Origin of the sequence: Streptomyces longisporus (genome assembly GCF_039532765.1) — a bacterium.
GTDB lineage: Bacteria > Actinomycetota > Actinomycetes > Streptomycetales > Streptomycetaceae > Streptomyces > Streptomyces longisporus.
In genome coordinates this window covers 147933-171099 of the sequence record NZ_BAAASG010000001.1, presented here as the reverse complement: position 1 = coordinate 171099, position 23167 = coordinate 147933, and the positions used below count along the sequence as shown (strand labels likewise).

The 23167-nt window shown below is 71.5% G+C and carries 16 protein-coding genes; 5 read left to right on the top strand and 11 right to left on the bottom strand.

Annotated elements, in window-relative coordinates; all coding sequences use genetic code 11:
- Positions 1-59: 59 nt before the first annotated feature.
- The 6 genes from ABD355_RS00735 to ABD355_RS00710 all read right to left on the bottom strand — a co-directional run bounded on the left by ABD355_RS00735 (position 60) and on the right by ABD355_RS00710 (position 8263).
- A complete protein-coding gene (locus ABD355_RS00735) occupies positions 60-695 on the bottom strand; it encodes an MBL fold metallo-hydrolase (protein ID WP_344397959.1) in 636 nt (211 codons plus the stop codon).
- A 71-nt stretch (positions 696-766) separates the two neighbouring features.
- Entirely contained in the window at positions 767-2077 is a 1311-nt protein-coding gene (gene pcaDC / locus ABD355_RS00730; protein WP_344397958.1) for a bifunctional 3-oxoadipate enol-lactonase/4-carboxymuconolactone decarboxylase PcaDC, read from the bottom strand.
- 136 nt (positions 2078-2213) lie between these two features.
- Positions 2214-3926 carry a hypothetical protein gene (locus ABD355_RS00725; RefSeq protein WP_344397957.1) on the bottom strand — a complete coding sequence of 571 codons (1713 nt, stop codon included), beginning with the start codon at positions 3924-3926 and terminating at the stop codon, positions 2214-2216.
- A 284-nt stretch (positions 3927-4210) separates the two neighbouring features.
- Positions 4211-5476, bottom strand: coding sequence for an alpha/beta hydrolase (locus ABD355_RS00720; RefSeq protein ID WP_344397956.1), 1266 nt, complete (start codon positions 5474-5476; stop codon positions 4211-4213).
- Between the two features lie 144 nt (positions 5477-5620).
- On the bottom strand, positions 5621-6226 hold the full coding sequence (gene rfbC / locus ABD355_RS00715; RefSeq protein WP_344397955.1) for a dTDP-4-dehydrorhamnose 3,5-epimerase: 606 nt from the start codon (positions 6224-6226) through the stop codon (positions 5621-5623).
- A gap of 27 nt (positions 6227-6253) precedes the next feature.
- Positions 6254-8263, bottom strand: coding sequence for a glycosyltransferase family 2 protein (locus tag ABD355_RS00710; protein ID WP_344397954.1), 2010 nt, complete (start codon positions 8261-8263; stop codon positions 6254-6256).
- Positions 8264-8484: 221 nt separating this feature from the next.
- Here ABD355_RS00710 and ABD355_RS00705 point away from each other — a divergent pair, with 221 nt between their 5' ends.
- The 4 genes from ABD355_RS00705 (at position 8485) to ABD355_RS00690 (ending at position 13098) form a co-directional block, all read left to right on the top strand.
- Positions 8485-9552, top strand: coding sequence for a glucose-1-phosphate thymidylyltransferase (locus ABD355_RS00705; RefSeq protein WP_344397953.1), 1068 nt, complete (start codon positions 8485-8487; stop codon positions 9550-9552).
- A complete protein-coding gene (gene rfbB / locus ABD355_RS00700; protein WP_344397952.1) occupies positions 9549-10535 on the top strand; it encodes a dTDP-glucose 4,6-dehydratase in 987 nt (328 codons plus the stop codon). Before ABD355_RS00705 ends, rfbB begins: the two co-directional genes overlap by 4 nt.
- 32 nt (positions 10536-10567) lie before the next feature.
- On the top strand, positions 10568-11416 hold the full coding sequence (rfbD, locus tag ABD355_RS00695) for a dTDP-4-dehydrorhamnose reductase (protein WP_425585691.1): 849 nt from the start codon (positions 10568-10570) through the stop codon (positions 11414-11416).
- A gap of 476 nt (positions 11417-11892) precedes the next feature.
- On the top strand, positions 11893-13098 hold the full coding sequence (locus tag ABD355_RS00690) for a hypothetical protein (protein WP_344397950.1): 1206 nt from the start codon (positions 11893-11895) through the stop codon (positions 13096-13098).
- A gap of 73 nt (positions 13099-13171) precedes the next feature.
- On the opposite strand, the gene ABD355_RS00685 is transcribed toward ABD355_RS00690, so the two are convergent.
- From ABD355_RS00685 to ABD355_RS00665, 5 genes are all read right to left on the bottom strand, one after another.
- Positions 13172-14821: an SWIM zinc finger family protein gene (locus ABD355_RS00685; RefSeq protein ID WP_344398126.1), complete on the bottom strand. Its 1650-nt coding sequence runs from the start codon at positions 14819-14821 to the stop codon at positions 13172-13174.
- 1532 nt (positions 14822-16353) lie between these two features.
- Positions 16354-19191 (bottom strand): DEAD/DEAH box helicase, encoded by a 2838-nt coding sequence (locus ABD355_RS00680; protein WP_344397949.1) that lies wholly within the window; start codon positions 19189-19191, stop codon positions 16354-16356.
- A 101-nt stretch (positions 19192-19292) separates the two neighbouring features.
- Entirely contained in the window at positions 19293-19874 is a 582-nt protein-coding gene (locus tag ABD355_RS00675; protein ID WP_344397948.1) for a sugar kinase, read from the bottom strand.
- Complete coding sequence (locus ABD355_RS00670; protein ID WP_344398125.1) at positions 19871-21019, bottom strand: ROK family glucokinase; 1149 nt, start codon at positions 21017-21019, stop codon at positions 19871-19873. The genes ABD355_RS00675 and ABD355_RS00670 overlap by 4 nt, the downstream gene beginning before the upstream one ends.
- Before the next feature lie 136 nt (positions 21020-21155).
- A complete protein-coding gene (locus tag ABD355_RS00665; RefSeq protein WP_344398124.1) occupies positions 21156-21905 on the bottom strand; it encodes a GntR family transcriptional regulator in 750 nt (249 codons plus the stop codon).
- Between the two features lie 117 nt (positions 21906-22022).
- On the opposite strand from ABD355_RS00665, the gene ABD355_RS00660 reads away from it, so the two are divergent.
- Positions 22023-23045 (top strand): Gfo/Idh/MocA family protein, encoded by a 1023-nt coding sequence (locus ABD355_RS00660; protein ID WP_344397947.1) that lies wholly within the window; start codon positions 22023-22025, stop codon positions 23043-23045.
- The last annotated feature ends 122 nt before the right edge of the window (positions 23046-23167 follow it).

Below are 23167 nucleotides of genomic sequence, written 5' to 3'. Positions count from 1 at the left end.
TCACAACCTACCGGGCCGCTCTGACAACGCGGCCGGCCCGCCCGCCGTGCATCCCGTCCTCAGACCTCCGCCGACTCTCCGGGTGTCAGCCGCAGGTGTTCCGAGCCGCCGAGGGTGCCGATCTGGCGGTCGTAGATCGGGCGGGCGAGGTCGGTGAGCAGGGCGTCGTGGATGTCGTAGGCGCGCTGCGGTTCGACCTCCCGGACGTACTCGATGACCTCGGCGATCTTGTTCCAGGGTGCCTGCACCGGGAGCAGCAGCGTCTCGACGGGGTGGTCGGGGACGGTGAGGGCGTCGCCGGGGTGGAAGACCTTGCCGCCGTCGACGAGGTAGCCGACGTTCGTGATGCGCGGGATGTCCGGGTGGATGACGGCGTGCAGTTCGCCGTGGACCTGGATGTCGAAGCCCGCGGCGGTGAACGTGTCGCCGTGGCCGACGGTGTGGACCCGGCCCGGGAAGGCGGCCGAGATCTGCTCCGCGACCGAGGCGAGGGTCCAGATCTCGGCGGCCGGATCGGCCTCCAGGGCCGCTCGCAGCCGGCCCTCGTCGAAGTGGTCGGGGTGCTCGTGCGTGACGAGGATCGCCTCCGCGCCGAGCGCGGCGTCCTGCTCGCTGAACATGCCGGGGTCGAGGACGAGCGTGCGCCCGTCCTTCTCCAGACGAACGCAGGCGTGCGACTTCTTCGTGAGCTTCATGGCTCCCATCCTGCCCCGCTCCCGGCCGGCTCGGGCGGCTGAGACTGGTGCTCTCGCTGCCCGGCTGACGATCACTCGGTGGGGGTCGTTTCCTCTCTTATGACCTGCTGGGCCACCTTGAACGCGCTGTTCGCCGCCGGCAGGCCGCAGTAGACGGCCGACTGCATCAGTACTTCCTTGATCTCGCTCGGCGTGAGGCCGTTGCGCAGGGCGGCTCGGGTGTGGACGGCGAGCTCCTCCAGGTGGCCGCCCGCGACCAGGGTGGCCAGGGTCACGCAGCTGCGGGCACGCCGGTCGAGGCCGGGGCGGTCCCAGATCTCACCCCAGGCATAGCGGGTGATGAACTCCTGGAAGTCCCCGGAGAACTCGTCCGCCTGCGCCAGCGCCCGGTCGACGTGTGCGTCGCCGAGCACCTCACGGCGCACCTTGATGCCGGTGTCGTAGGGGTCGGGACGTCCGTTCACCGGCGGGGGCACGACGGCGGCCGGGGCTATCTCGGCGATCGGCGCGGGCTGGTGAGGCTGCGGGGGCGGGGCGAGTACGGGTTTGGCGGGGGTCGCCGGGATGGCGATCTGCCCCGTGGACGACTCGACGTAGCCGGGCTGCCAGGCGGTGGAGAAGTGCCGGACCAGCAGGTCGGTGACGGCGGCGGGCTGCTCGACCGGCACCAGGTGGGAGGCGCCGGGGACGACGGCGAGGCGCGCGTCGGGTATGCCGGCGACCAGGGTGCGGGCCTCGGCGGGGCCGGTGACCTTGTCCTCCGAGCCGACGAGCACGAGGGTGGGCACGCCGACGCGGCCGAGTTCGGGCCGTACGTCGAACGCGGCAAGCGCCTCACAGGCGGCGATGTAGCAGCCGGGGTCCGTGGTGCGGACCATCTGCACGGCCCAGTCGGTGATCGCGGGCTGCGCGGCGGCGAACCCGCCGGTGAACCAGCGGTCCGGGGAGGTACGGGCGATGGGGTCGAGCCCGTTCGTCCGCACTATCACCCCGCGCTGGCGGAACTCGTCGGCCGTGCCGAAACGGGGCGAGGCGGCGATCACCACGAGCGAGGCGAGCCGCTCGGGATGGCGAAGGGCCAGCTCGAGACCGATCGCACCGCCGAGCGCACAGCCCGCGTAGCCGAAGCGCTGCACGCCGAGCCCGTCGAGCGTGGCCAGCAGCCGGGAGGCGAGTTCGCCGACCGAGCCCACCGGGTACGCGGGCGCCCCGCCGTGCCCCGGCAGGTCGAAGCGGAAGACGCGCCACTGCTTCGCCAGCTCGGGCACCTGGCGGTCCCACATGTGCCAGGTCGTGCCGAGCGAGGGACCGAGGATGAGGACCGGGGCGTCTTCCGGGCCGTCGAAGCGGTACTGGAGGGCAGGGGTCTTCGTCTCACTCACCGCTCCACGCTAACCGCCTTTTCTCGCCTTCCGGACCTGGGACCCCACGTCCTCACACCTGGCTCCCGCGGATCACCGGCGAACCCTCACACCGCCTTCACCGGTTGCCGGGCGGGCCGCCCCGTACGCCCGCCGTTCACCGCTTCGACGGCGGTGCGGGCGGGAGGGAAGCCGTGGTGATCGTCATCGGGGTGCCGGTGACGGCGATGAGGTAGGTGCGTGCATGCGTGCCGTGCGGGAGGGCGCGGAAGCCTCCCGGGGGTTCGACGACGTATTCGGCGGACGCGTGCGGCGCCAGGGTCGCCGGGCCCGAGGTGATGGTCCACCAGTTGGAGGCGCCCTGCCCGGTGCGGCTGGCGAAGTGCGGGGCGAGGGCCGTGCCCGTGGTGTTGACGGCCCGTACGGCGACGGCGGTGACGCCTGCGCCCGAGGCGTGGGTCGCGTAGCGAGGGGCGAGGCTCAGGCGCAGGGGTGGCGGGCTTGCGGCGGCCACCGTCACACAGGCGAAGGCGGGCAGGAGCAGGCCTGTGGCCACGGCTCCCTTCGCGCGGCGACCGAAGGCGCCGGGCAGACGTGGCTGCCAGGCGGTGGCGAACGCGGCGGCCGGGACGGTGGCGACGGCCGCGAGCCACAGCGGCGTCATCATCAGGAAGTAGCCGTCCTGGGAACGCGTGGCCAGATAGAACGCACACCAGGGCAGCACGGTGATCGCGGGGCCGAGGCGCCGGACGAACAGCAGTGTGGCGGCCAGCAGGCCGAGCAGGAGCAGCAGGCTGCCGTAGGAGTAGTAGTCGAGGCGGCTGCTGCCCGCGGTGAAGTAGTAGGAGATCCCCATCAGGCCCTGGCCGTGCAGGATCGCCTTCTGGTCCAGCGGCAGCAGCAGACCGTGCAGCCAGGTGGAGAACTCCTGGACGGCGAAGTAGGCGTTGACGGCGGCCCAGGCGAGCACGGCCGTGCCGGTGTACCGGGCGGTGACGGCGAGCGCCCGCCGCGGGCCGAGTTCGCCGCGTCTGACGGCGTACAGGCCGATCAGGAGGAACGGCGTGAGGAACCAGGCGAGCTGCTGAGCGGCGCAGGCCGCGCCCAGACAGGCCGCCCGCAGCACTCCTCTGCCTCCCAGTTGGCCGCCCGCGCCCGTGGCGGGCCAGCGCACCACCACGGGGACGAGGAGGGCGAGGGCCGTGATCGCGGGGTAGCCGGCGTAGGCGTACTGGGGCAGGAAGCCGAAGCCGAGGCAGACCGCGGTGGCCGCCGGCCGCCAGGGTGCCGGCAGCAGGAACCACAACAGGACCGAGGAGGCCAGGAGCGCGCCGGTGGTCACCAGCGTGGCGGCCGCCGCCGAATGGACGACGGCATGCACCGGGGCGGCGAGCAGGGCCGTCAGCGGCGGATAGCCGTAGGTGTAGTCGGCACCGCCGGACATGGTCTTGGTGATCCCGACGCGTACGCTGTCGAAGAGCCAGGGCCAGGACTGGCCGTAGACCGGATGGCCGTGCAGGATCTGGTTCGCGGCCTGGGCGGTCAGCACGCCTTCGTCGCTGCCCGCATGGTCGAGCAGATAGCCGCAGGTCACCAGCGCCACCGCGGTCAGCAGCACCGCCGCGTCCACCCGGACCAGCGCCCGCCGGGTGCGCACGAAGAGGGCGAGCACGGCACAGATGAGGATCGAGGCGTAGCAGGCGGAGATCGCCGCGGCGACGGCCGGGCGGGATGCCATCGCGGCGGTCCAGGCGTCCCGCGTCCCGATGAACAGGCTGATCGTGGCCACCAGCGTCATCCCGCGATGCCACTGCTGGGGGCCGGCGTCCTGGACCCCGGGCACCGCGGCCCGGGTCGGAGGCGACGCCATCAGGTCCGTCCCGGCACTCCCGGGAAGCTCGACGCTTGTTCCGGCGCGACGGGCGTCCATCACGCGACCGCCTCCTCCTCTGCCTCGTCTCCATTGGGCAGCACCCACGCGTGTTCAGCCACTCGGGACCAACTACTACAACGTGTAGGTAAGTGCTGGAGGGGCGGGTCCCACAGGATCAGGGACCATCCGCCGGCCGGCCCTGTTCGACCTCGTGGAGGGGCAGACTTCTTCTCACCTTCCTCTCACCCTACAGTTTGTAGGGCGAGAGGAAGGGTCCTGCGTCACCTGCGCCTGGTGGGAGCCTCCGAGGGCTCCTGGCCCGAGGCACGCACCGTGGTGTGGCCCGGCTTCGGCTTGGGCAGGTGCCGCGGCACGACGTCCTGGGGGAAGGTCAGCTGCTGGTTCATCCACTTCAGGGTGGCCGGCATCTCCCGTACCCAGGTCGGGAAGTTGTGGCTGCCGTTCTCGGGCAGGATCGACACGACGCGCATGGGCGCCTTGACCGCCTTGATGAAGGCCAGCGTCTCGGGGTAGCCCTTCTCGCCGTGCTTGCTGTCCGCGACCAGGACGGAGACCTGGGGCGCGGGAAGGTGCTGGAGCCGCCACATCAGGTCGTGACTGTTGATCCGGTTGACGCGGCCCAGTCCGCTGCCGAAGAGGTTGCCGGTCGTCGCGTCGTCCTTGATCTTGTAGTCGGGCGACAGGGCACCGGCCGTCGTGTACACGTTCGGGTTGCGCATCGTCAGCTGCAGGGCGCAGGTGCCGCCGGAGGAGTAACCCATGACGCCCCAGGCGGTGGCGTCGTGACCCACCCGGTACGTGGCCTTCAGGGCGTCCGGCAGGTCCTTCGCCAGGAAGGTCTCGGTCTGCGGTCCGCCCGGCACGTTCACGCACTCGGTGTCGCGCGGCGGAGCGATGGTCGGCCGGATCATCACCATGATGGTCGGCTGCATCTGGCCGCTCTTCTGCAGTTCTCCGGCGGTCTGTGACACCCGCAGGTACTGCGCGAGGTTGAAGATGGAGCCCGGGTAGCCGCTGAGCGCGACGATCACCGGGAAGCGCTGCCGGTGGTACGCCTTCTGGAAGTACTGCGGCGGCAGGTACACGAAGGCCGGGTCGACGACGCCGGTGCGGCGGCCGATGACCTTCACGGACTCGACCCGCCCGTTCACCGCTGCGGGGCCGGTGGGCAGTCCGCTGACCCGGTTCAGCTGCTCGGTGCCGTTGGGCTGTATGAGGGAGCCCTTCACGGAGACGCCGGAAAAGGCCCCGTCGTTGTTTCCACCCGCCTGGGTGACACCGACGGGAGCGGTGTCGACGTTGCCGAAGAGCTCACCCCAGGATCCGAAGAACTGGTAGGACGAGTTCAGCCAGCACGCGAAGGCGGCGATGATCGTCACCTGGGCCACTCCGACGGCCGCCAGGCGTCCGAGCACCTGCCACACGCCCTGCTTGGCCAGCCGTGGCCACAGCCAGACCAACAGCGCCACACAAATGGCGGCCACGGCCGCCATCACGTACACAGTCGTCTCGCTGGTCAAACCCATGCCACTCAGTCCCCGGTTTCCTTGCCCGTGGTTTTTCCGTCACCCAGGAGGAGGGTTGCGGACCCTTCCGCGTTCCCCAAGAAACGCTAATGGGACAAAGCCCATACCTTCTTCTTGATGTCACAGAAGGGCCCTCACCAGAGGTCAGGAGCCGTCAGCCGTTCGGAGGGACCTGCGGTATGTGACGCAGTCCTCATACAGCGGCAGCAGACCCTGGGCCTCCGCCTCGGCGAGGGTCGGCGCCTGCTCGTCCTTCGGGGACAACAGCGGCTCGATGCCGTCGGGCCACTGGATGGCGAGATCCGGGTCGAGCGGGTGGATGCCGTGCTCACGCTCGGGGGCGTAACCCTCGGAGCAGAGGTAGACCACCGTCGCGTCGTCCGTCAGGGCGAAGAAGGCGTGCCCGAGGCCCTCTGACAAGTAGACCGCGTGATGGGTCTCGTCGTCGAGCCGGACGGCTTCCCACTGCTTGTACGTCGGTGATCCGACACGGATGTCGACGATGACGTCGATGACCGCGCCGCGTACGCACTTGACGTACTTGGCCTGGCTCGGTGGAACGTCGGCGAAGTGGATGCCGCGCAGGGTGCCCCGCTTGGAGACGGAGCAGTTGGCCTGGGCCAGGTTGAGGTCCTGGCCGGTCGCCTCGCGGAAGTCGGCGCCGCGGAACCACTCGTGGAAGCTGCCGCGGTCGTCGGGGAAGACCTTGGGCTCCAGTACCCAAGCGCCGTCAATGCCCAGTGGTCGCACGTATCGATCCTAGTTCGCGTGGTTCGGTTACTTCTTGAGAGCCCGACGGAGCCTGCCCGCCGCGCGGCGCAGGAATGTCCGCTTCGCCGGGCGAGAGGCGGGCTTGGGCCGCCCGGGGGCCTTGGCCACCAGGTCGGCGGCCGCAGCCGCGAGGGGCTTGACCTCGACACCACCACTCGCGGAGACATCGAGCACCAGCGGCAGTGCCACCGGCTTGGGGGCGCCTGCCGACGGCAGGATCAGCTCCAGCCGCCACTGGCCGTCCACCAGTTCACCAAGCGTAAGCCCGGCGCTCAACTCGGCCCCGCCGGTCGCACGGGCGGCCAGGGTGGCGGGGAACTCGACCGAACGGCTGGTCGCGGCCTTCGTCAGCTTCACGGCTGCCTCGCTCTCGCCCTGGACGTGGAAGGGCAGGGCAACGGTGAGGCGGTCGGGGCCCGTTGTGACGGTGACGTCGGCGGCCGTGTGACCGGCGAACTCGTACGAGATCCGGTTGGTCTTCCGGTCGACGTCGAGCGAGAGGTTGCCGTGCGGGTCGGTCCAGTACGGCAGGACCAGGTGCGCCGGGGAGCCCACCACGGCAGCGCGCCGTCCGCGCCCGGCCGCCTCGCTGCGCACGGAACCGAGGCGGGTCTCCTTGGTCCACCCGCAGGAGTGGATACGGATGAGGACGTCCCAGATGCCCGCGTCCAGCCCGGCGCCGTTCGCCGCCGACAGCGGGTCGATGCGCGAGGTGGCGTGCAACACCTGCCGGAAGTACCCGTCCCGGCCCTCCACGGCGACCTTCTCCCGGGTGAACTCCACGGGCTGGAAGAACTCCGCGGCCGTCGCGCGCTCACGTACGACGAGGTCCACCTTGGACTTGCCCAGCGGTGCGGAGGTGTCCGCGCCGAGCAGGGCGATGGCGTCCAGGCTGGTCTGCGGCAGCGGCGGGACGAGCAGGTCCTTGTCGCCGTCGGCACGGAAGGTGATGGGCTCGCCCGCCGACTTGTACTCGGCGGTGAAGCCGATCGACAGCTTGCCGTCCTCCCAGCCGAGGCTCTCCAGGGTGCCGGAGGGCTTGATCCCCGACTCCCACTGGGCGAACTCCTCGACGTCGGCGAGCCGGTTCGCCGCGATCAGGCCGGCGACGATCTGCTGCGTGGGCTGCAGACCGGCCGCGACGCCGGGTCCGAAGCGCTCGACGACCACCTTGTGGATCTCGTCGAACAGCTCCTGGCGGTAGTCCTCCGGCAGCTTCAGCAGGCGCTGTCCACGCATGCGCTCGACCATTTCGTTGCGCAGCCAGCGGCGGAACAGCCGGTCACGCAGCGGGCCGGGCTCGGTGAGCTTCTCGACGACGTCGAGGGCCTCGCGCAGGTTCTTGAAGTAGCCGACCGGGTCGAAGCGCTGGAAGCCCGCGTTGGACGCGTCCTCGCGCTTGACGTGGTAGTAGCACAGGTAGTCGCTGAGCACGGAGACGTTCTCGGCCCGCAGATAGGCCTCGGTGACGAAGACGTGGTCCTCGAGGCGTCGGCGCCCCTCCTTGTAGCGGAGGTCGTACTTGTCGAGGAACGCCTTGCGGAACATCTTGTGCGGGGTGAGGCTGTCGATCAGCGGGGCGTTCTCGACGTTCGCGTGCGGGCGGTTCTTGCGGAACAGCTCCAGCGGGACCGGGCGGCCCTTTCCGGCCATCTTGCCGACGATCACATCGGCGCCGTTCTCCACGCCGTAGTTGTACATGCGCTCGAGGGCTTCGTCGCCCAGCCAGTCGTCGTTGTCCACGAACTGGATGAACTCGCCCTTGGCGGCGGCGATGCCGACGTTGCGCGGCTTGCCGGACCAGCCGGAGCCCTCCTGGTGAATGACGTGCATGTGGGGGTACTCGGCGGCCAGCCGGTCCAGGCGCTCGGGCGTCTCGTCGGTGGAGCCGTCGTCGACGAAGATCGCTTCGTACTCGTCGTCCGGCAGGCTCTGACGCAGAAGAGAGGCTATGCAGTCCTCGATGTAGTTGCCCGGGTTGTAGACCGGGATCACCACGCTCACCTTGATGGGCATGTCTCTTCTTCCGCTTCAGTCACTGGGGAGTCATTACGTCATGACCCGGCGTACACCGCCGCTAGCTGACGGACAAGGCTAACGCGTGGCGGTCACACCGTGGTCACGTCAATCGGCGGCCGCGGCCACAAACAGATCACAAAGTCCACACGATGGTTTGGCCAACTGTGATGAAACGCACGGAGCGGTGCTTGCCCCGGACCCCGGTTAGGATGCGCCGCATGAAGGCTCTCGTTCTCTCCGGTGGCTCGGGCACTCGCCTGCGTCCGATAACCCACACATCGGCCAAGCAGCTGGTGCCCGTCGCCAACAAGCCCGTCCTGTTCTACGGGCTGGAGGCGATCGCCGACGCCGGCATCACGGATGTCGGAATCATCGTCGGCGACACCGCCGAGGAGATCCGGGAGGCCGTCGGCGACGGCTCGAAGCTCGGGATCGACGTCACGTACATTCCGCAGGAAAAGCCGCTCGGCCTCGCGCACGCGGTGCTCATCGCACGCGAGTTCCTCGGCGACGACGACTTCGTCATGTACCTCGGCGACAACTTCATCGTCGGCGGCATCACGGGCCTCGTCGACGAGTTCCGCACGGAACACCCCGACGCCCAGATCCTGCTGACCCAGGTGCCCAACCCGACGTCGTTCGGTGTCGCCGAGCTCGACGAGAACGGCCGGGTCAAGGGGCTGGAGGAGAAGCCGAAGCAGCCCAAGAGCGATCTGGCGCTGGTCGGCGTGTACCTGTTCACCCCGGCGATCCACGAGGCCGTCCGCAGCATCGAGCCCTCCTGGCGCGGCGAGCTGGAGATCACCCACGCCATCCAGTGGCTGATCGACCAGCGCAAGGACGTCCGCTCGACGACGATCTCCGGCTACTGGAAGGACACCGGGAACGTCGCCGACATGCTGGAGGTCAACCGCTCCGTCCTGGAGAGCGTCGAGCCGAGCGTCGAGGGCACTGTCGACGACTCCAGCGAGATCATCGGCCGCGTGCGCGTCGAGGCCGGCGCCGAGGTCCGCGGCTCGCGCATCGTCGGCCCCGCGATCATCGGCCCCGGTTCGGTGATCAGCGACTCGTACGTCGGCCCCTTCACCTCCATCTCCGAGGGCGTCCGGATCGACGACAGCGAGATCGAGTACTCCATCGTCCTGCGCGACTCCTCCATCACCGGCGTACGGCGGATCGAGACCTCGCTCATCGGCCGCGACGTCCAGGTCACCCCCGCGCCCCGCAATCCCGCAGCCCACCGACTCGTCCTCGGCGACCACAGCAAGGTACAGATTTCTTCATGACAACCCGAATCCTGGTGACCGGCGGTGCCGGTTTCATCGGCTCCCACTACGTCCGTACGCTGCTCGGCCCCGAGGGGCCGGGGGACGTGGCGATAACCGTCCTGGACAAGCTCACCTACGCGGGCAACCCGGCCAACCTCGACGAGGTGCGCGACCACCCGGGCTTCGCCTTCGTGCAGGGCGACATCTGTGACCCCGAGCTGGTCGGCAAGCTGATGGCCGAGCACGACGAGGTGGTGCACTTCGCCGCCGAGTCGCATGTGGACCGCTCCATCGACGGCGGCGCGGAGTTCGTCCGCACCAATGTCGTCGGCACGCACACCCTGATCGACGCCGCGCACCGGGCCGGCATCAAGACCTTCGTGCACATCTCCACCGACGAGGTCTACGGCTCCATCGACGAGGGCTCCTGGCCCGAGACGCACCCGCTGCAGCCCAACTCGCCCTATTCCTCGGCGAAGGCGTCCAGCGACCTGATCGCGCTGTCGTACCACCGCACCCACGGCCTCGACGTCCGCGTCACCCGCTGCTCCAACAACTACGGGCACCACCACTTCCCCGAGAAGGTCATCCCGCTCTTCATCACCAACCTCCTCGACGGCAAGAAGGTCCCGCTGTACGGCGACGGCGGCAACGTCCGCGACTGGCTGCACATCGACGACCACGTCCAGGGCATCGACCTGGTGCGCACCAAGGGCCGCCCGGGCGAGGTCTACAACATCGGCGGCGGCACCGAGCTCTCCAACAAGGAGCTCACCGGGCTGCTGCTGGAGGCCTGCGGCGCCGACTGGGACACCAGCGTCGAGTACGTCGCCGACCGCAAGGGCCACGACCGCCGCTACTCCGTGGACTGCACGAAGATCCGCGAGGAGCTCGGCTACGAACCCCGCAAGGACTTCGCCACCGGTCTCGCGGAGACCGTCGCCTGGTACCGCGACAACCGCGCCTGGTGGGAGCCCCTGAAGGAGCGGGCGGCGCTGTGACCTCCACCTGGCTGATCACCGGTGCGGGCGGCATGCTCGGCAAGGACCTCCTGGCCCGGCTGGCCGCCGACGGAGTGCCGAGCGTCGGCCTGACCCGGGGGGAGCTCGACATCACGGACCCGGAGGCGGTGCACGGGGCCGTCGCGGAACACCGGCCGGACGTGGTGGTCAACTGCGCCGCCTGGACCGCCGTCGACGACGCGGAGACAAAGGAGGCCGAGGCGCTGCGGATCAACGGCGACGGTCCCCGGCACCTGGCCGCGGCCTGCGCCAAGACCGGCGCCAGACTGCTCCAGGTCTCCACGGACTACGTCTTCGCCGGCGACGGCGCCTCTCCGTACGCGGAGGACGACCCGACGGCTCCACGCAGTGCCTACGGCCGCACCAAGCTGGCCGGCGAGCAGGCGGTGCTGACCGCGCTCCCGGACGCGGGCCATGTGGTGCGCACGGCGTGGCTGTACGGGGCGGGCGGCGGCAATTTCGTCCGCACGATGATCAAGCTGGAGGGGGTCAAGGACACCCTCGACGTGGTCGACGACCAGCGCGGCCAGCCCACCTGGACCGTCGACCTCGCCGACCGGCTGGTCCGCCTCGGGCAGTCCGCGCTGGCGGGTACCGCCCCGGCGGGGATCTACCACGGCACCAGTGGCGGCGAGACCACCTGGTTCGGCCTCACCCGGGAGATCTTCCGGCTGCTCGGCGCGGACCCCGAGCGGGTCCGCCCCACCACCAGCGCCGCCTACGTCCGCCCGGCCCCCCGGCCGGCGTACAGCGTCCTCGGGCACGACCGCTGGGCAGCCGCCGGGATCGAGCCGATCCGCGACTGGCGCGAGGCCCTGCATGAGGCGTTTCCGGCGCTGCTGGCGGCGGAGCGGCCGTAGGCCGGGGTACAACTCGCCTTGACGAGCGGGGTGGCCGGAACCTCTCTGGTTCCGGCCACCCCGCTCGCCCGTGGTGCGATGGCCCGCCTCTGGTCCATTCACCCGCATGGCGGCCGGACTTGACCGCCCCGGCGGCGGCGAGCTCCGCGGTGTTGTCGGCCGCGCGCACGGTGAACGGGACCAAACGGCTCTGTGTGGAATCCGTGTCGACACAGGTGATGACCTGCCGGTCCGCCTTGCACCCCGGGTCGTCAACTGCAAGGCTCGCGATACCGGTCAGGTCCCGGCCCCTGCGGCCGCACCGCGCCTCCAGGACCGTGCACTTGGATTTCATGCACATGTGATCCGGGGGACCTTCAAAGGTTGCCGTCCGTTCTCACCATGAATTTCACTGATTCTCACGAAGTAAGAGATTTCTCAGCAATGGAACCAGGCGTCCGGCCGCTCCCTCATGCAGGGCAGCGAAGGAGGTCGAAATGGGCGACAGCCCCATGCAGACGAGCAACGCGCTCACACGGCGGATCGCGCCGAGACTCGATCCACCGCCCCAGCAGCGGCGGTGGCGTATCGAGCTGGGAAAGGCACTGCCGGCACTGACGTTGTTCGTCTCCGTGCGGCTGTCCGGGGTGATCATGGCGACCCTGTGGTCGATCCACCTCGGCAGACACCCGCGAACCGTGGCCGGCCTGGAATGGGACGGCCACTGGTACTGGCACATCTCGCAGTACGGCTACGGCCTGATCGTCCACGCCAAGCACGGCGTCATCTACAACGACCTGGCGTTCTTCCCCCTCTTCCCGGGCCTGATCCGCGCGGTGAACACGGTGCTGCCGATCGGCCCGGTCAACGTGGCGCTGCTCATCGCATGGACTGCCGCCCTGGTGGCCGCCTGGGGCGTGTACGCGGTCGGCGAGCTGCTGCACGGACGACGCGTCGGGATCCTCCTCGTGGGGCTGTGGGCGCTGCTGCCGCACGCGATCATCCTGACGATGGCGTACACCGAGCCCGTCATGACCGCCTTCGCGGCCTGGGGGCTCTACGCGGTGCTGACCCGCCGCTGGCTGACCGCGGGGACGCTGGCGGTGCTGGCCGGGCTGTGCCGCCCGAATGGCCTCGCCGTGGCGGCCGCCGTCGTCACCGGCGCCGTCGCGTATCTGTGGCAGTTGCGCCGCTCCGGTGCGCCCACCGCGCCACGCGCCTGGGCGGCCGCCGCAATGGCTCCCCTCGGATGGCTGGGCTACATCGGCTGGGTGGGACTGCGGACCCACAGCCCCCTCGGCTACTTCCACGTACAGAGCCTGTGGGGCTCGCGGTTCGACTTCGGCCTCTACACCGCCCGCACGTTCAAGCACCTGATCGTCGGTCACGACGTCCTCGTCGTCTATGCGACCGCCGCGTTCGTCCTCGGCTACCTGCTGCTCTTCGTCTTCTGCATCCTGAACAGGATGCCCCTGCCCCTGCTCGCCTACTGCGCGCTCCTCATCGTGATGGCGGTCGGCGGCACCCACTTCTTCAGCAGCAAGCCGAGGTTCCTGCTGCCGGCCTTCCCGCTGCTGATCCCGCTCGCCCGGCATCTGGCGCGCAGCCGCCTGCGCACCCTGGTCACCCTGCTCAGCGCCCTGGCCGTCGTCTCCCTCTTCTACGGCACCTACCTGCTCACCGTCTCCCACCGGGCTCTGTGACGGGAGGACTGCTGCGCAGGGCCGTGCACCTGGCTTCCGCACGGCAGTTGAGGGCTGCGGGTGCGGCCTGCGCTCAGAGGCCGTTCGGTGTGCCCAGGCCCGTGAGGGCGCCGACCGGGTCGAGGTCCGGGGTACCGCGGGGCCACCAGTCGTCGTGGCCCGGCTCCGACTCGTAGGCGTACCACAGACCGTCGCGGCCGAGGCGGAGCTGAACGTGGCCGCGGGGGTGGGTGAGGTGGTTGCGCCAGGGTCTGAAGGCGGGGAGGTCGGCGGCGAGAAGGAGGGGGCGGGCGCGGTCGAAGCGTCCTGCGGGCGGGTCCCAGGGTTCCTCCAGGACGGCGAGGCCCTCGAGGCCGCCCTGCCGCCAGGCTGCGACCGCTCGGGCCAGCTCGGCGGGGGTGCGCCCCGCGGCCGAGGCGAGCGAGGCGTAGAGCGCGCGGGTGCTTGCCGTGAGGCCGGAGCCGGGGCGGGCGGCGGCGAGCCGGACGGCGTCCTGCCACAGCGTCAGCTCCGCCACCGGGTCGCGGCCGGTGCTGAGCAGCGCGTGGGCACGGGCGGCGGCGTCGGTCGCCAGCTGGTCCAGCGCGAAGGGGTCGGGGCCGCCCGGGGCCGCGGGGTAGACCGGGGGCTGCTCGGGGTGCGGCGGGACGGGCAACGGGGCCGGCAGCGGCGGTAGCCGGCGGGGCAGCACGGCTTCGGTCGCGCGCACGCCGGGGAGCGGGGCCGGCTCCTGCTCCTGGGCGGCGCGGGCCGCGCGCGTGGCGCTCAGGCGGGAGAGGGCGTCCAGCAGCTCGCGTTCCCCGCGGCCGCGCAGCAGGAGCAGTACGAAGGGGTCGGCGTCGAGGAGGCGTGCCGTCTGGTAGCAGAGGGCGGCGGCGTGTTTGCAGGGGTGGCCGCGATCGGGGCAGCTGCAGTGCGGGTCGAGGTCGCGCGGGCCCGGCAGCAACGGCACTCCGCAGTCGGCGAGGCCCTGGGGCAGCTCCTTGTCGAGCAGGGCCGCGATGTGCCCGGGCCGCTCGGCGGCCGCGTCCAGGAACCGCGCCCAGTCGGCGTCGTCCAGCGTGCGCAGCCGCACCTGCACGCGGTACGGGCGCGGGCGGCTGCCCTGCACATACGCGAGTACGAGTCCGGGCGTCACCGTGATGGCGTCCACATGGCCCTGCTCGGCATAACTACGGCCACGCGCCAGCCGCTTGGCGTCGAGCGCCCCCTCTTCCAACGCCGTGACCCAGGCATTGCCCCACCATGTCTCCGCGAACCGGGCGTCGGCGGCAGAACCCGGGGAAGCCGAGGAGGCCGGGGAACGGAAGGCGCGGGCCGGGAACGCTGGGAAGGTACGGCGCAACTCGCTGTCGCGGCCGGGGGCGGCCATGGAGTGGGCGCGGGGGGCCGTGGGGCCGGTGGGGGATTCGCCGGGGAAGAGGGACGGGGTGGAGCTGGGGGTGCCGGGGCGGCGCTCGGCTGCGGCGAAGTGCTCGGCGGAGGTGGCTGCCTGCGGGGCTTTACTGGACGTGGGCGTCCGGGGTTTCGAACTCTGCCCCCGCACCGGGGGGTTGTCGTCCGGGCCTTCTCCCGGCACGCTCGCCGAGGCAGGCATGGGGAAGGCGTCGGCAAGCAACCCCTTCAGGTCCCGCGCCTGGACACCGGCAGCGCGTCGAGGCCCGCCGCCGCCCGCCCGACGCGCGCCTGCGGCCCGCTCGGCATCCACCCGGGCCTGGCGCATCTCCGCCCGCGCGGCACGCAAGGCCTCACGCGCGACATCAGCGGGCCGCGCACCTGCAGGGGCGGCAGACCGCACATCTGCGCCCGGCAGCACGGAACTCGGCGCCTCACCCTGGCGCTCCGCGGTCGCTGGCGCCACCCCGACCGCGGCGTCGTCCGGCAGAGGGCCGGGGGCGCCACCGTCCGTCGCCCCGCCTGAAGCACCTCCACCAGCGCCGGCCGGGTGAGCCCCTGCCGCCGAAGCGAGCCGATCCCCGTCTGCGTCCGCACCGGACCCAACGCCCGAGCCTCCGGCCCCGGCACCGAACACCACCGCGTCCGCCAACCGCCCGGCATCCGCATCCTGACCGGCCCCCACACCCGAAACATCTCGCCCCGACCCCACACCCAAAGCATCTCCGCCCGAGCCCCCCGCCCCGGCACCAGACACCACAGCATCTGTAACCCTGCCCCCGGCACTGTCAGAGCCTCCACGTGCAGAGCCGCCCGCGTCAGGCCCGCCGGCATCCGCAACCTCACCAGGCCCAGCATCCGAAGCATCTCGCCGCGAGCCTCCCGCCCCGGCGCCCGATACCACCGCGTCCTCGAACCGACCTCCGCCGCGGCCAGAACCCCGCTGTCCAGTGACCGCTGCGTCAAGCCCGCCGGCATCCGCAACCGCACCAGATCCAACGCCCAAAGCATCTCCGCCCGAGCCCCCCGCCCCGGCACCCGAGGCCACCGCGTCCGTGAACCGGACCCCACCACCGCCAGAACCCCGCCGTGCAGAGACCGCCGCGTCAGGCTCTCCTGCATCCGCAGCCGCACCAGGCTCAATACCCGAAGCCTCTCCCTCCGAGCCTCGCGCCCTGGCACCGGACACCTCCGCGTCCGTCACCCTGCCCCCACCACTGCCGGCGCCACGCCGTGCAGAGACCGCCACCCCATGCCCGCCGGCATCCGCAACCGCACCAGACCCAACGCCCAAAGCATCTCCGCCCGAGCCCCCCGCCCCGGCACCCGAAGCCACCGCATCCGTGAACCGGGCCCCACCACCACCGGAACCCCGCCGTGCAGAGACCGCCGTCCCAACAGGCCCGCCCGCGGTGACGTTCTCACCGGGGCCAACGCCCGAAGCGTCTGCTTCCGGGCCTCCCCGTCCCGCGCCGGACAACACGCCGTCCGTGGCCCCGCCGTCGGCGCCCGGCCGTGCCGAGACCGCCGCTCCCGCAGGCCCCTCCGCATCCTCGCCGGGCGGCATCCCCGATGTGTCCGCGACCGCGGCCTCCGACACCGGCCCCGCCGGGGCAGGGTCGGCGTCTGCTTCGCGTCTGGCGGAGATCGCTCGGCGCAGCGCAGCGCGGGCGGCGTCGGCGGGCCTTGCCTCGCGGCCCTGCGGAGCCTGCTCCTGCCCGGGGGACTCCCGGTCCGCGTCCCGCTCGGATGCGGGTTCGTGGCCCGCAGCCCTCCCCTGCCCCGGTCCTCCGGTGCCGGGCTTCTCCCGTTGCCGTGCCTCCCTCAGGGCCCGGCGGGCCTCGTCGGCCGGGCCCGGGGTCATGTCGGCCTCCGGAGGGTGACCAGGTCGGTGAGTTCGCGGTCGGTCAGTTCGGTGAGGGCCGCCTCACCGGAGCCGAGGATGGCGTCGGCCAACGCCCGCTTGGACTCCAGCATTTCGGCGATGCGGTCCTCGACCGTGCCCTCCGTGATGAGGCGGTGGACCTGGACCGGCTGGGTCTGGCCGATGCGATAGGCGCGGTCGGTGGCCTGTTCCTCGACCGCCGGGTTCCACCAGCGGTCGAAGTGGATGACATGGCCCGCGCGGGTCAGGTTCAGGCCGGTGCCGGCCGCCTTCAGCGACAGCACCAGGACCGGGGTCGAACCGCTCTGGAAGCGGTCCACCATCCGTTCGCGCTCCGGGACCGGCGTGCCGCCGTGGAGCAGGTCCACCGGGACCGCCCGGGAGGCCAGATGTGCGGTGATCAGGCGGGCCATCCCGACGTACTGGGTGAACACGAGCGCCGAGCCGTCCTCCGCGAGCAGCGTGTCCAACAGCTCGTCCAGAAGGGCGAGTTTGCCGGAACGTGGGAGCAGCCGTTCGCCTTGGACCGCCTCCTCCTTGAGATACAGCGCGGGGTGGTTGCAGATCTGCTTCAGCGCGCCCAGCAGCTTGAGCACCAGGCCCCGGCGTGCGATGCCGTCCGAGGTCTCGATGGCCAGCATGGACTCCCGCACCACCGCCTCGTAGAGAGCGGCCTGTTCCCGGGTGAGCGGCACCGGATGGTCCGTCTCCGTCTTGGGCGGCAGCTCCGGGACGATGCCGGGGTCGGACTTCTTGCGGCGCAGCAGGAAGGGACGGACCAGACGGGCCAGGCGGGTCACCGCCTCCTCGTCCTCGCCGTTCTCCACGGCGCGCGCGTGCCGGGCGCGGAAGGATTTCAGGGGGCCGAGCAGTCCGGGTGTCGTCCAGTCGAGCAGCGCCCAGAGTTCGGAGAGGTTGTTCTCGACGGGCGTACCGGTGAGGGCCACCCGCGCCGGGGAGGGGATGGTGCGCAGGGCCTTGGCCGTCGCCGAGTACGGGTTCTTGACGTGCTGCGCCTCGTCCGCGACGACCATGCCCCAGCGCTGCTCGGCCAGTCGCGGTGCCGTCGTCCGCATCGTGCCGTAGGTGGTGAGGACGAAACCGTCGGTCAGGTCGTCCAGCGTGCGGTCGGGGCCGTGGAAGCGGCGGACGGGGACGCCGGGCGCGAACCGGGTGATCTCCCGCTGCCAGTTGCCGAGCAGGGAGGCCGGGCAGACGACCAGGGTCGGCTCGCGGCGGGCGCGCTTGAGGTGCAGCGCGATGAGGGTGATCGTCTTGCCGAGCCCCATGTCGTCGGCGAGGCAGCCGCCGAGGCCGAGGGAGGTCATGAGGTCCAGCCAGGCCAGGCCCCGGAGTTGGTAGTCGCGCAGGGTGGCGTGCAGGCCGGAAGGGGGTTCGGCGGGGCGCACCCCGGCCGTCAGACGGTCGCGCAGGGCCGCCAGGGCGCCGACCGGTACCGCCTCGACCGTCTCGCCGTCGACCTCCGCACTGCCGCTGAGCGCGACCGAGAGCGCGTCCACCGGGTCGAGCAGGCCCAGTTCGCGCTTGCGGGCCTTGCGGACCAGGGCGGGGTCGACCAGGACCCAGCGGTCCCGCAGCCGCACCACCGGTCGGTGGGCTTCGGCCAGGGCGTCCATCTCGGCCTCGCTGAGCGGGTCGCCGCCGATCGCCAACTGCCAGCGGAACTGCAGGAGTTCCTCGCTCTCGAAGAAGCCGGTGCCGTCGGTCGCGGAGCCCGGTGCGGGCCGGACCACCGCGGCCGCGCTCAGGTCCTGGGCGAGGTCCCGGGGCCAGTGCACGGCGACCCCGGCGGCCGCGAGCCTCGTCGCCGCCACGCCGAGCAGCTCGCCCAGTTCCTCGTCGTAGAGCGGCAGGACGTCGGGCACGTCCTGCTCGGCGAGCCGGTCCAGGGGCGGCCAGATCCGGGCCGCGCGCCGCACGGCGAGGGCCGCGTCCACGCGTGCGCGCGGCCCGAACGCCGCGTCCGCCTCGCCCGCCCACAGGGCCGCCGCGTCGGCGATCAGCGTGGGGTCGGCGAGGCTGTGCACCTGGACGATCGCGGCGCCCGCGGTGCGTACTCCCTCGTCCCGGTCGAACACCTCGTACGCCGACAGGTCGAGGCGGAGCGAGATGCGCACGCCCGCGTCCATTCCGGCGGCGACCTCGGCGGCCCAGTCATGGGCTTCGGGCAGGTTCTGCGGGCGACGGTCGGCGAAGGGTTTGCCGGAGGCGTGCGGTGCGGCGGGGGTGCGCGGGAGGGTGTCGGCGACCGCGTCCAGGAAGGAGCGCATCAGCGCCTCCGGCTCGGGCAGCCGGAGCGGGCCGGGTCCGGGCAAGGGGACCGCGTGGCCCTCGTACGGCAGGGCCGCGGCGACCGACCGGATGTGTGCGATGTCGTCCGGGTCCAGGGGGCCGGCCCGCCAGGCGTCGTGCCCGGTGGGCGTCAGACCGGGCAGCAGGCGTCCGCGGGCGACGAGCCGCAGTGCGTGCAGTGCGGCCGCGCCCCAGCAGGCGGTGGCGGGGTGGGCGGCCGGGTCGCGCCGGGCGCGGACGAGGTGGGGCAGCGCCTCGCCGACCGGGAGGGAGAGCGCGGGCGCGGTCCTGCGCCGTACTCCAGCGCCGTGCGGTCGTACGACCGTGAGCTCGGTGTCCCCGGCGGTCAGTGGGCCGCCTTCGGGATCCCAGAAGGCGATCCGGCCGTCCCGGGGCAGCGGGGCGGGCAGGAAGACGGCCGCGAGCCGGACGGGCACGGACGCCCCCGCGCCCTGCTCCCCCTCCCCCGCCCGCGCGGCCACCGCAGCCGTGTCGCGCATACGACCTGTCACCTCCCGTCCCATGAGTCGGATCAGATGTCTTCGACTCTACGGGCGGGGTCTGACAATCGGCTCCGGCGGCCGCGCCGAGGCCCGCCGCGTCACGGAACCGTGCGGGAGACGACGTAGAAGAAGGGGTTTTTCCGGTTCCCCAGGCTCATCATGACGTACTGGGTGGGCTTGGGTGCCTTCTGCTCGTGGACCAGGCCGTACCAGGGGCCCGGGCTGGTGAAGTCCCAGCCGGTGATCTTCTGGTCGCGCGCGCTGATGGTGATGTCGCCCCGCTTCAGGTCGGCGCGGGTGACGCCCATGTCGTGCAGGAAGACGTCGAGGTTGCGCAGGGGGGTCTGGAACTGGACGTAGAGACGGCTGGTCTTCCAGTTGTTCGTCTCGTAGCTCGCGACCTTGCCCGAGGGGTGCGGCATCGGCACCTGGTAGAGGCGGCGCTGAACCTGCGACGGCCAGCCCTTGGTCAGACCGGTCGCCGCGTACTTGGCCTCCTTGTCCTTGCCGCTGTCGCGGCTCTGGTTGGCGGAGATCACCAGATAGCCGGCCGGGACACCGATGAGCAGCACGATGATGAGCAGGGTGAGTGCCCTGCGGCGGATCTTGTGCCGGCGGTCCTCGGCCGGCCGGGGCGGCTCGTCCGGGGGCAGGGCCTGACGCGGCAGCGAGGCGGTCATGCGCTGTCCCGGGCGGAGCGGCGGGTTTCCAGATACCGCCCGTAGCGCTCGTGCCGCTCGACCCGGCGTCGATTGGCGCGGCGGAAGCGGCGGGCGACCAGGCGGGCGAGGTCGGCGGCGCCGACCATGCCGGCCTCGGGGCCGAGCTGGGCGCGTGCGATACGGGCCTCGGGCCGGTAGCCACGGCCGGTGAGCTGACGCTTGAAGGCGTCCCGGGCGGGCCCGATCAACAGGTCGTCGGCGGCCGAGACCCCGCCGCCGATCACGAAGCAGGAGGGGTCCAGGGCGGCCGCCAGGTTCGCGATGCCGACGCCGAGCCACTGCCCGATGTCCTGCAGCAGCTCGATGCACATCGCGTCGCCCTCGCGGGCCAGCTCGGTGATCATCGGGCCGCTGATGTCGGCGATGTTGCCCTTGACGTGCTCGATGATCCCGTACGCCACCGGGGAGTCGGCGGCGGCCAGTTCCTTGGCCTCGCGGACCAGCGCGTTGCCGGAGCTGTACTGCTCCCAGCAGCCGCGGTTGCCGCACGGGCAGCGGTGGCCGCCGGGCACGACCTGCATATGACCGAACTCACCCGCGACGCCGTACTTGCCGCGCTTGACCTGGCCGTCCTCCAGGATCGCGCCGCCGATGCCGGTGCCCAGCGTGATCATGACGAGGTGGTCCTCGCCGCGACCGGCGCCGAAGCGCCACTCGGCCCAGGCGGCGGAGTTCGCGTCGTTGTCGACCAGGACGGGTACTGCCAGGCGGCCGGCGAGGCGGTCGCGCAGCGGCTCGTTGCGCCAGGACAGGTGAGGGGCGAACAGGATGCGGTTGCGGTCGGCGTCGACCCAGCCGGCCGCGCCGATGCCCACCGCGTGCACGTCGTGCCGGTCGGAGAGGTCCAGGACCAGTTCGACGATGGTGTCCTCGACGACCTTGGGGCTCTTGGACTTGTCCGGGGTCTCCGCGCGGAGCTTCTCCAGGATGTTGCCGTCGGCGTCGACGACGCCCGCCATCACTTTCGTGCCGCCGATGTCGATGCCGACCGTGGGCACGCGGGGTGCGGTCAGGTGGGAGCGGCGCTCCCGGGTGCCTACCGTTCTCAGGGCGGGGGCACGGCGGGAACCTATGGGGGCGGTGAAGTTGCCGTAGGTGCTCATCAAGGCCCGATTGTGCCTCACCATGGGTAAGGGTGCTGTGCGGGGGAGGAACGGGGGGCGCCGTGTGTGGCGGTGCCCACAGACCCGAGCCGATTGTCCTGACATTGCGACGAACCGAACTCCGCCCACGCCCCCTTCAGGGCCGTACGAGCAACTGGAACTCGAACGAGTAGCGGGTCGGGCGGTAGGTGTGGGTGCCGTACTCGACCGCGCGGCCCGTGTCGTCGAAGGTGACGCGCTGCATGGTGAGCAGGGGGGCGCCCTCGGTTTCGGCGAGGCGGTCGGCCTCGGCGGCCGTGGCGGCGCGGGCGCCGATCGTCTGGCGGGCGCTGTGCAGGGTGATCCCGGCGGCGCGCATCATGCGGTACAGGCCGGTGGCTTCCAGCTGTGCGGTGTTCAGGTCGAGCAGGCCCGGCGGGATGAAGTTGCACAGGTACGCCATCGGCTCACCGTGGGCGAGGCGCAGGCGCTCCACGCGGTGGACGTCGCTGTCCTCGGCCACGTTGAGGGCCGCGGCGACCTCGGCGGTCGCGGGTACGAGCGTGTTGACGAGCACCTTGGTGGCGGGGCGCTGGCCGGCCGCCTCCAGGTCGTCGTAGAGGCTGGAGAGCTCCAGGGGACGCTTGACCTGGCTGTGCACGACCTGTGTGCCCACGCCGCGGCGGCGGACCAGGAGGCCCTTCTCGACGAGCGACTGGATGGCCTGGCGGACGGTGGGCCGGGACAGGCCGAGCCGGGCGGCCAGCTCGATCTCGTTGCCCAGCAGGCTGCCGGGGGTGAGCGCTCCGTGCTCGATCGCCGCTTCGAGCTGCTGGGACAGCTGGAAGTACAACGGCACCGGAGAGCTCCGGTCCACACTGAACTCGAGCGACGCGGTCGGGTCCACTTCTGGTTTCGGCACGGGGCGAGCGTAGCTCCACGCGTTGTTGACGGGAAGTTGTGTAGTCCGATTGTCCGGACATATGCATTGACAGCGTACGCACTGAACCCTCACTTTGTTTTCATGCGCATCGGGGTCATCGGTACGGGCCGCATCGGCACCATTCATGCGAAGACGCTCAGCCGCAACCGCGACGTGGGGTCGCTGATCCTCACGGACGTGGATCCGGCGCGGGCCCAGGAGCTCGCGCTCCGCCTCGGGGAGACGGCTGCGCCGGGGGTCGACGAGATCTTCAAGTGGGGCGTGGACGCCGTGGTGATCACGACGGCGACGTCGGCCCACGCCGAACTGATCGGTCGGGCAGCACGCTCGGGGCTCCCGGTGTTCTGCGAGAAGCCCATAGCGCTGGATCTGCCCGGCACCCTGCATGCCATCGGCGAGGTCGAGGCCGCCGGGACGATTCTGCAGATGGGGTTCCAGCGCCGCTTCGACGCGGGCTACACGGGCGCGCGCAACGCGGTGCTCGCGGGCCGGCTCGGGCGGCTGCACACCGTACGGGCGGTGACGTCCGACCAGGTGCCTCCCGCACCGGGGTGGCTGCGGCTGTCCGGCGGGCTGTACCGGGACGCGCTGATCCACGACTTCGACGCGCTGCGCTGGGTGACGGGGCACGAGGTCGTCGAGGTGTACGCGGCCGGGTCCGACGCGGGGCCGCCGATGTTCCGGGAGGCGGGTGACGTGGACACGGGGGCCGCGCTGCTCACGCTTGACGACGGCACCCTCGCCACGGCCACGGCGACGCGGCTGAACGGCGCCGGCTACGACGTCCGCATGGAGCTGGCCGGCGAGCTGGACCAGATCGTCGTGGGCCTGGACGACCGTACGCCGATCGCGTCCACGGAGCCGACCGGGCCACCGGCGGCGGACAAGCCGTGGTCCGGCTTCCTGGAGCGCTTCGGGCCTGCCTACGAGGCCGAGCTGGCCGCATTCGTCGAGGTGGTCCTCGGCCAGCGCCCCAACCCCTGCGACGGCCGCGAGGCCCTGCAGGCACTGCGCATCGCCGAGGCCTGCGAGGTCTCCCGCCGGGAGCGCAGACAGGTGGCGCTCGCGGAGATCCCCGGGCGGACCGAGTCCGCGTTCAGGTGACCGCCGTAGCCCCTTGCCGTAGCGCGGCTACCAGCGCGCCCAGCACATCAGCACGGCGAGGACTCAATCGCGGGGCGGAGTAGCGGATCGCCGAGGCCTGCGAGGTCTTCCGACGGGAGCGC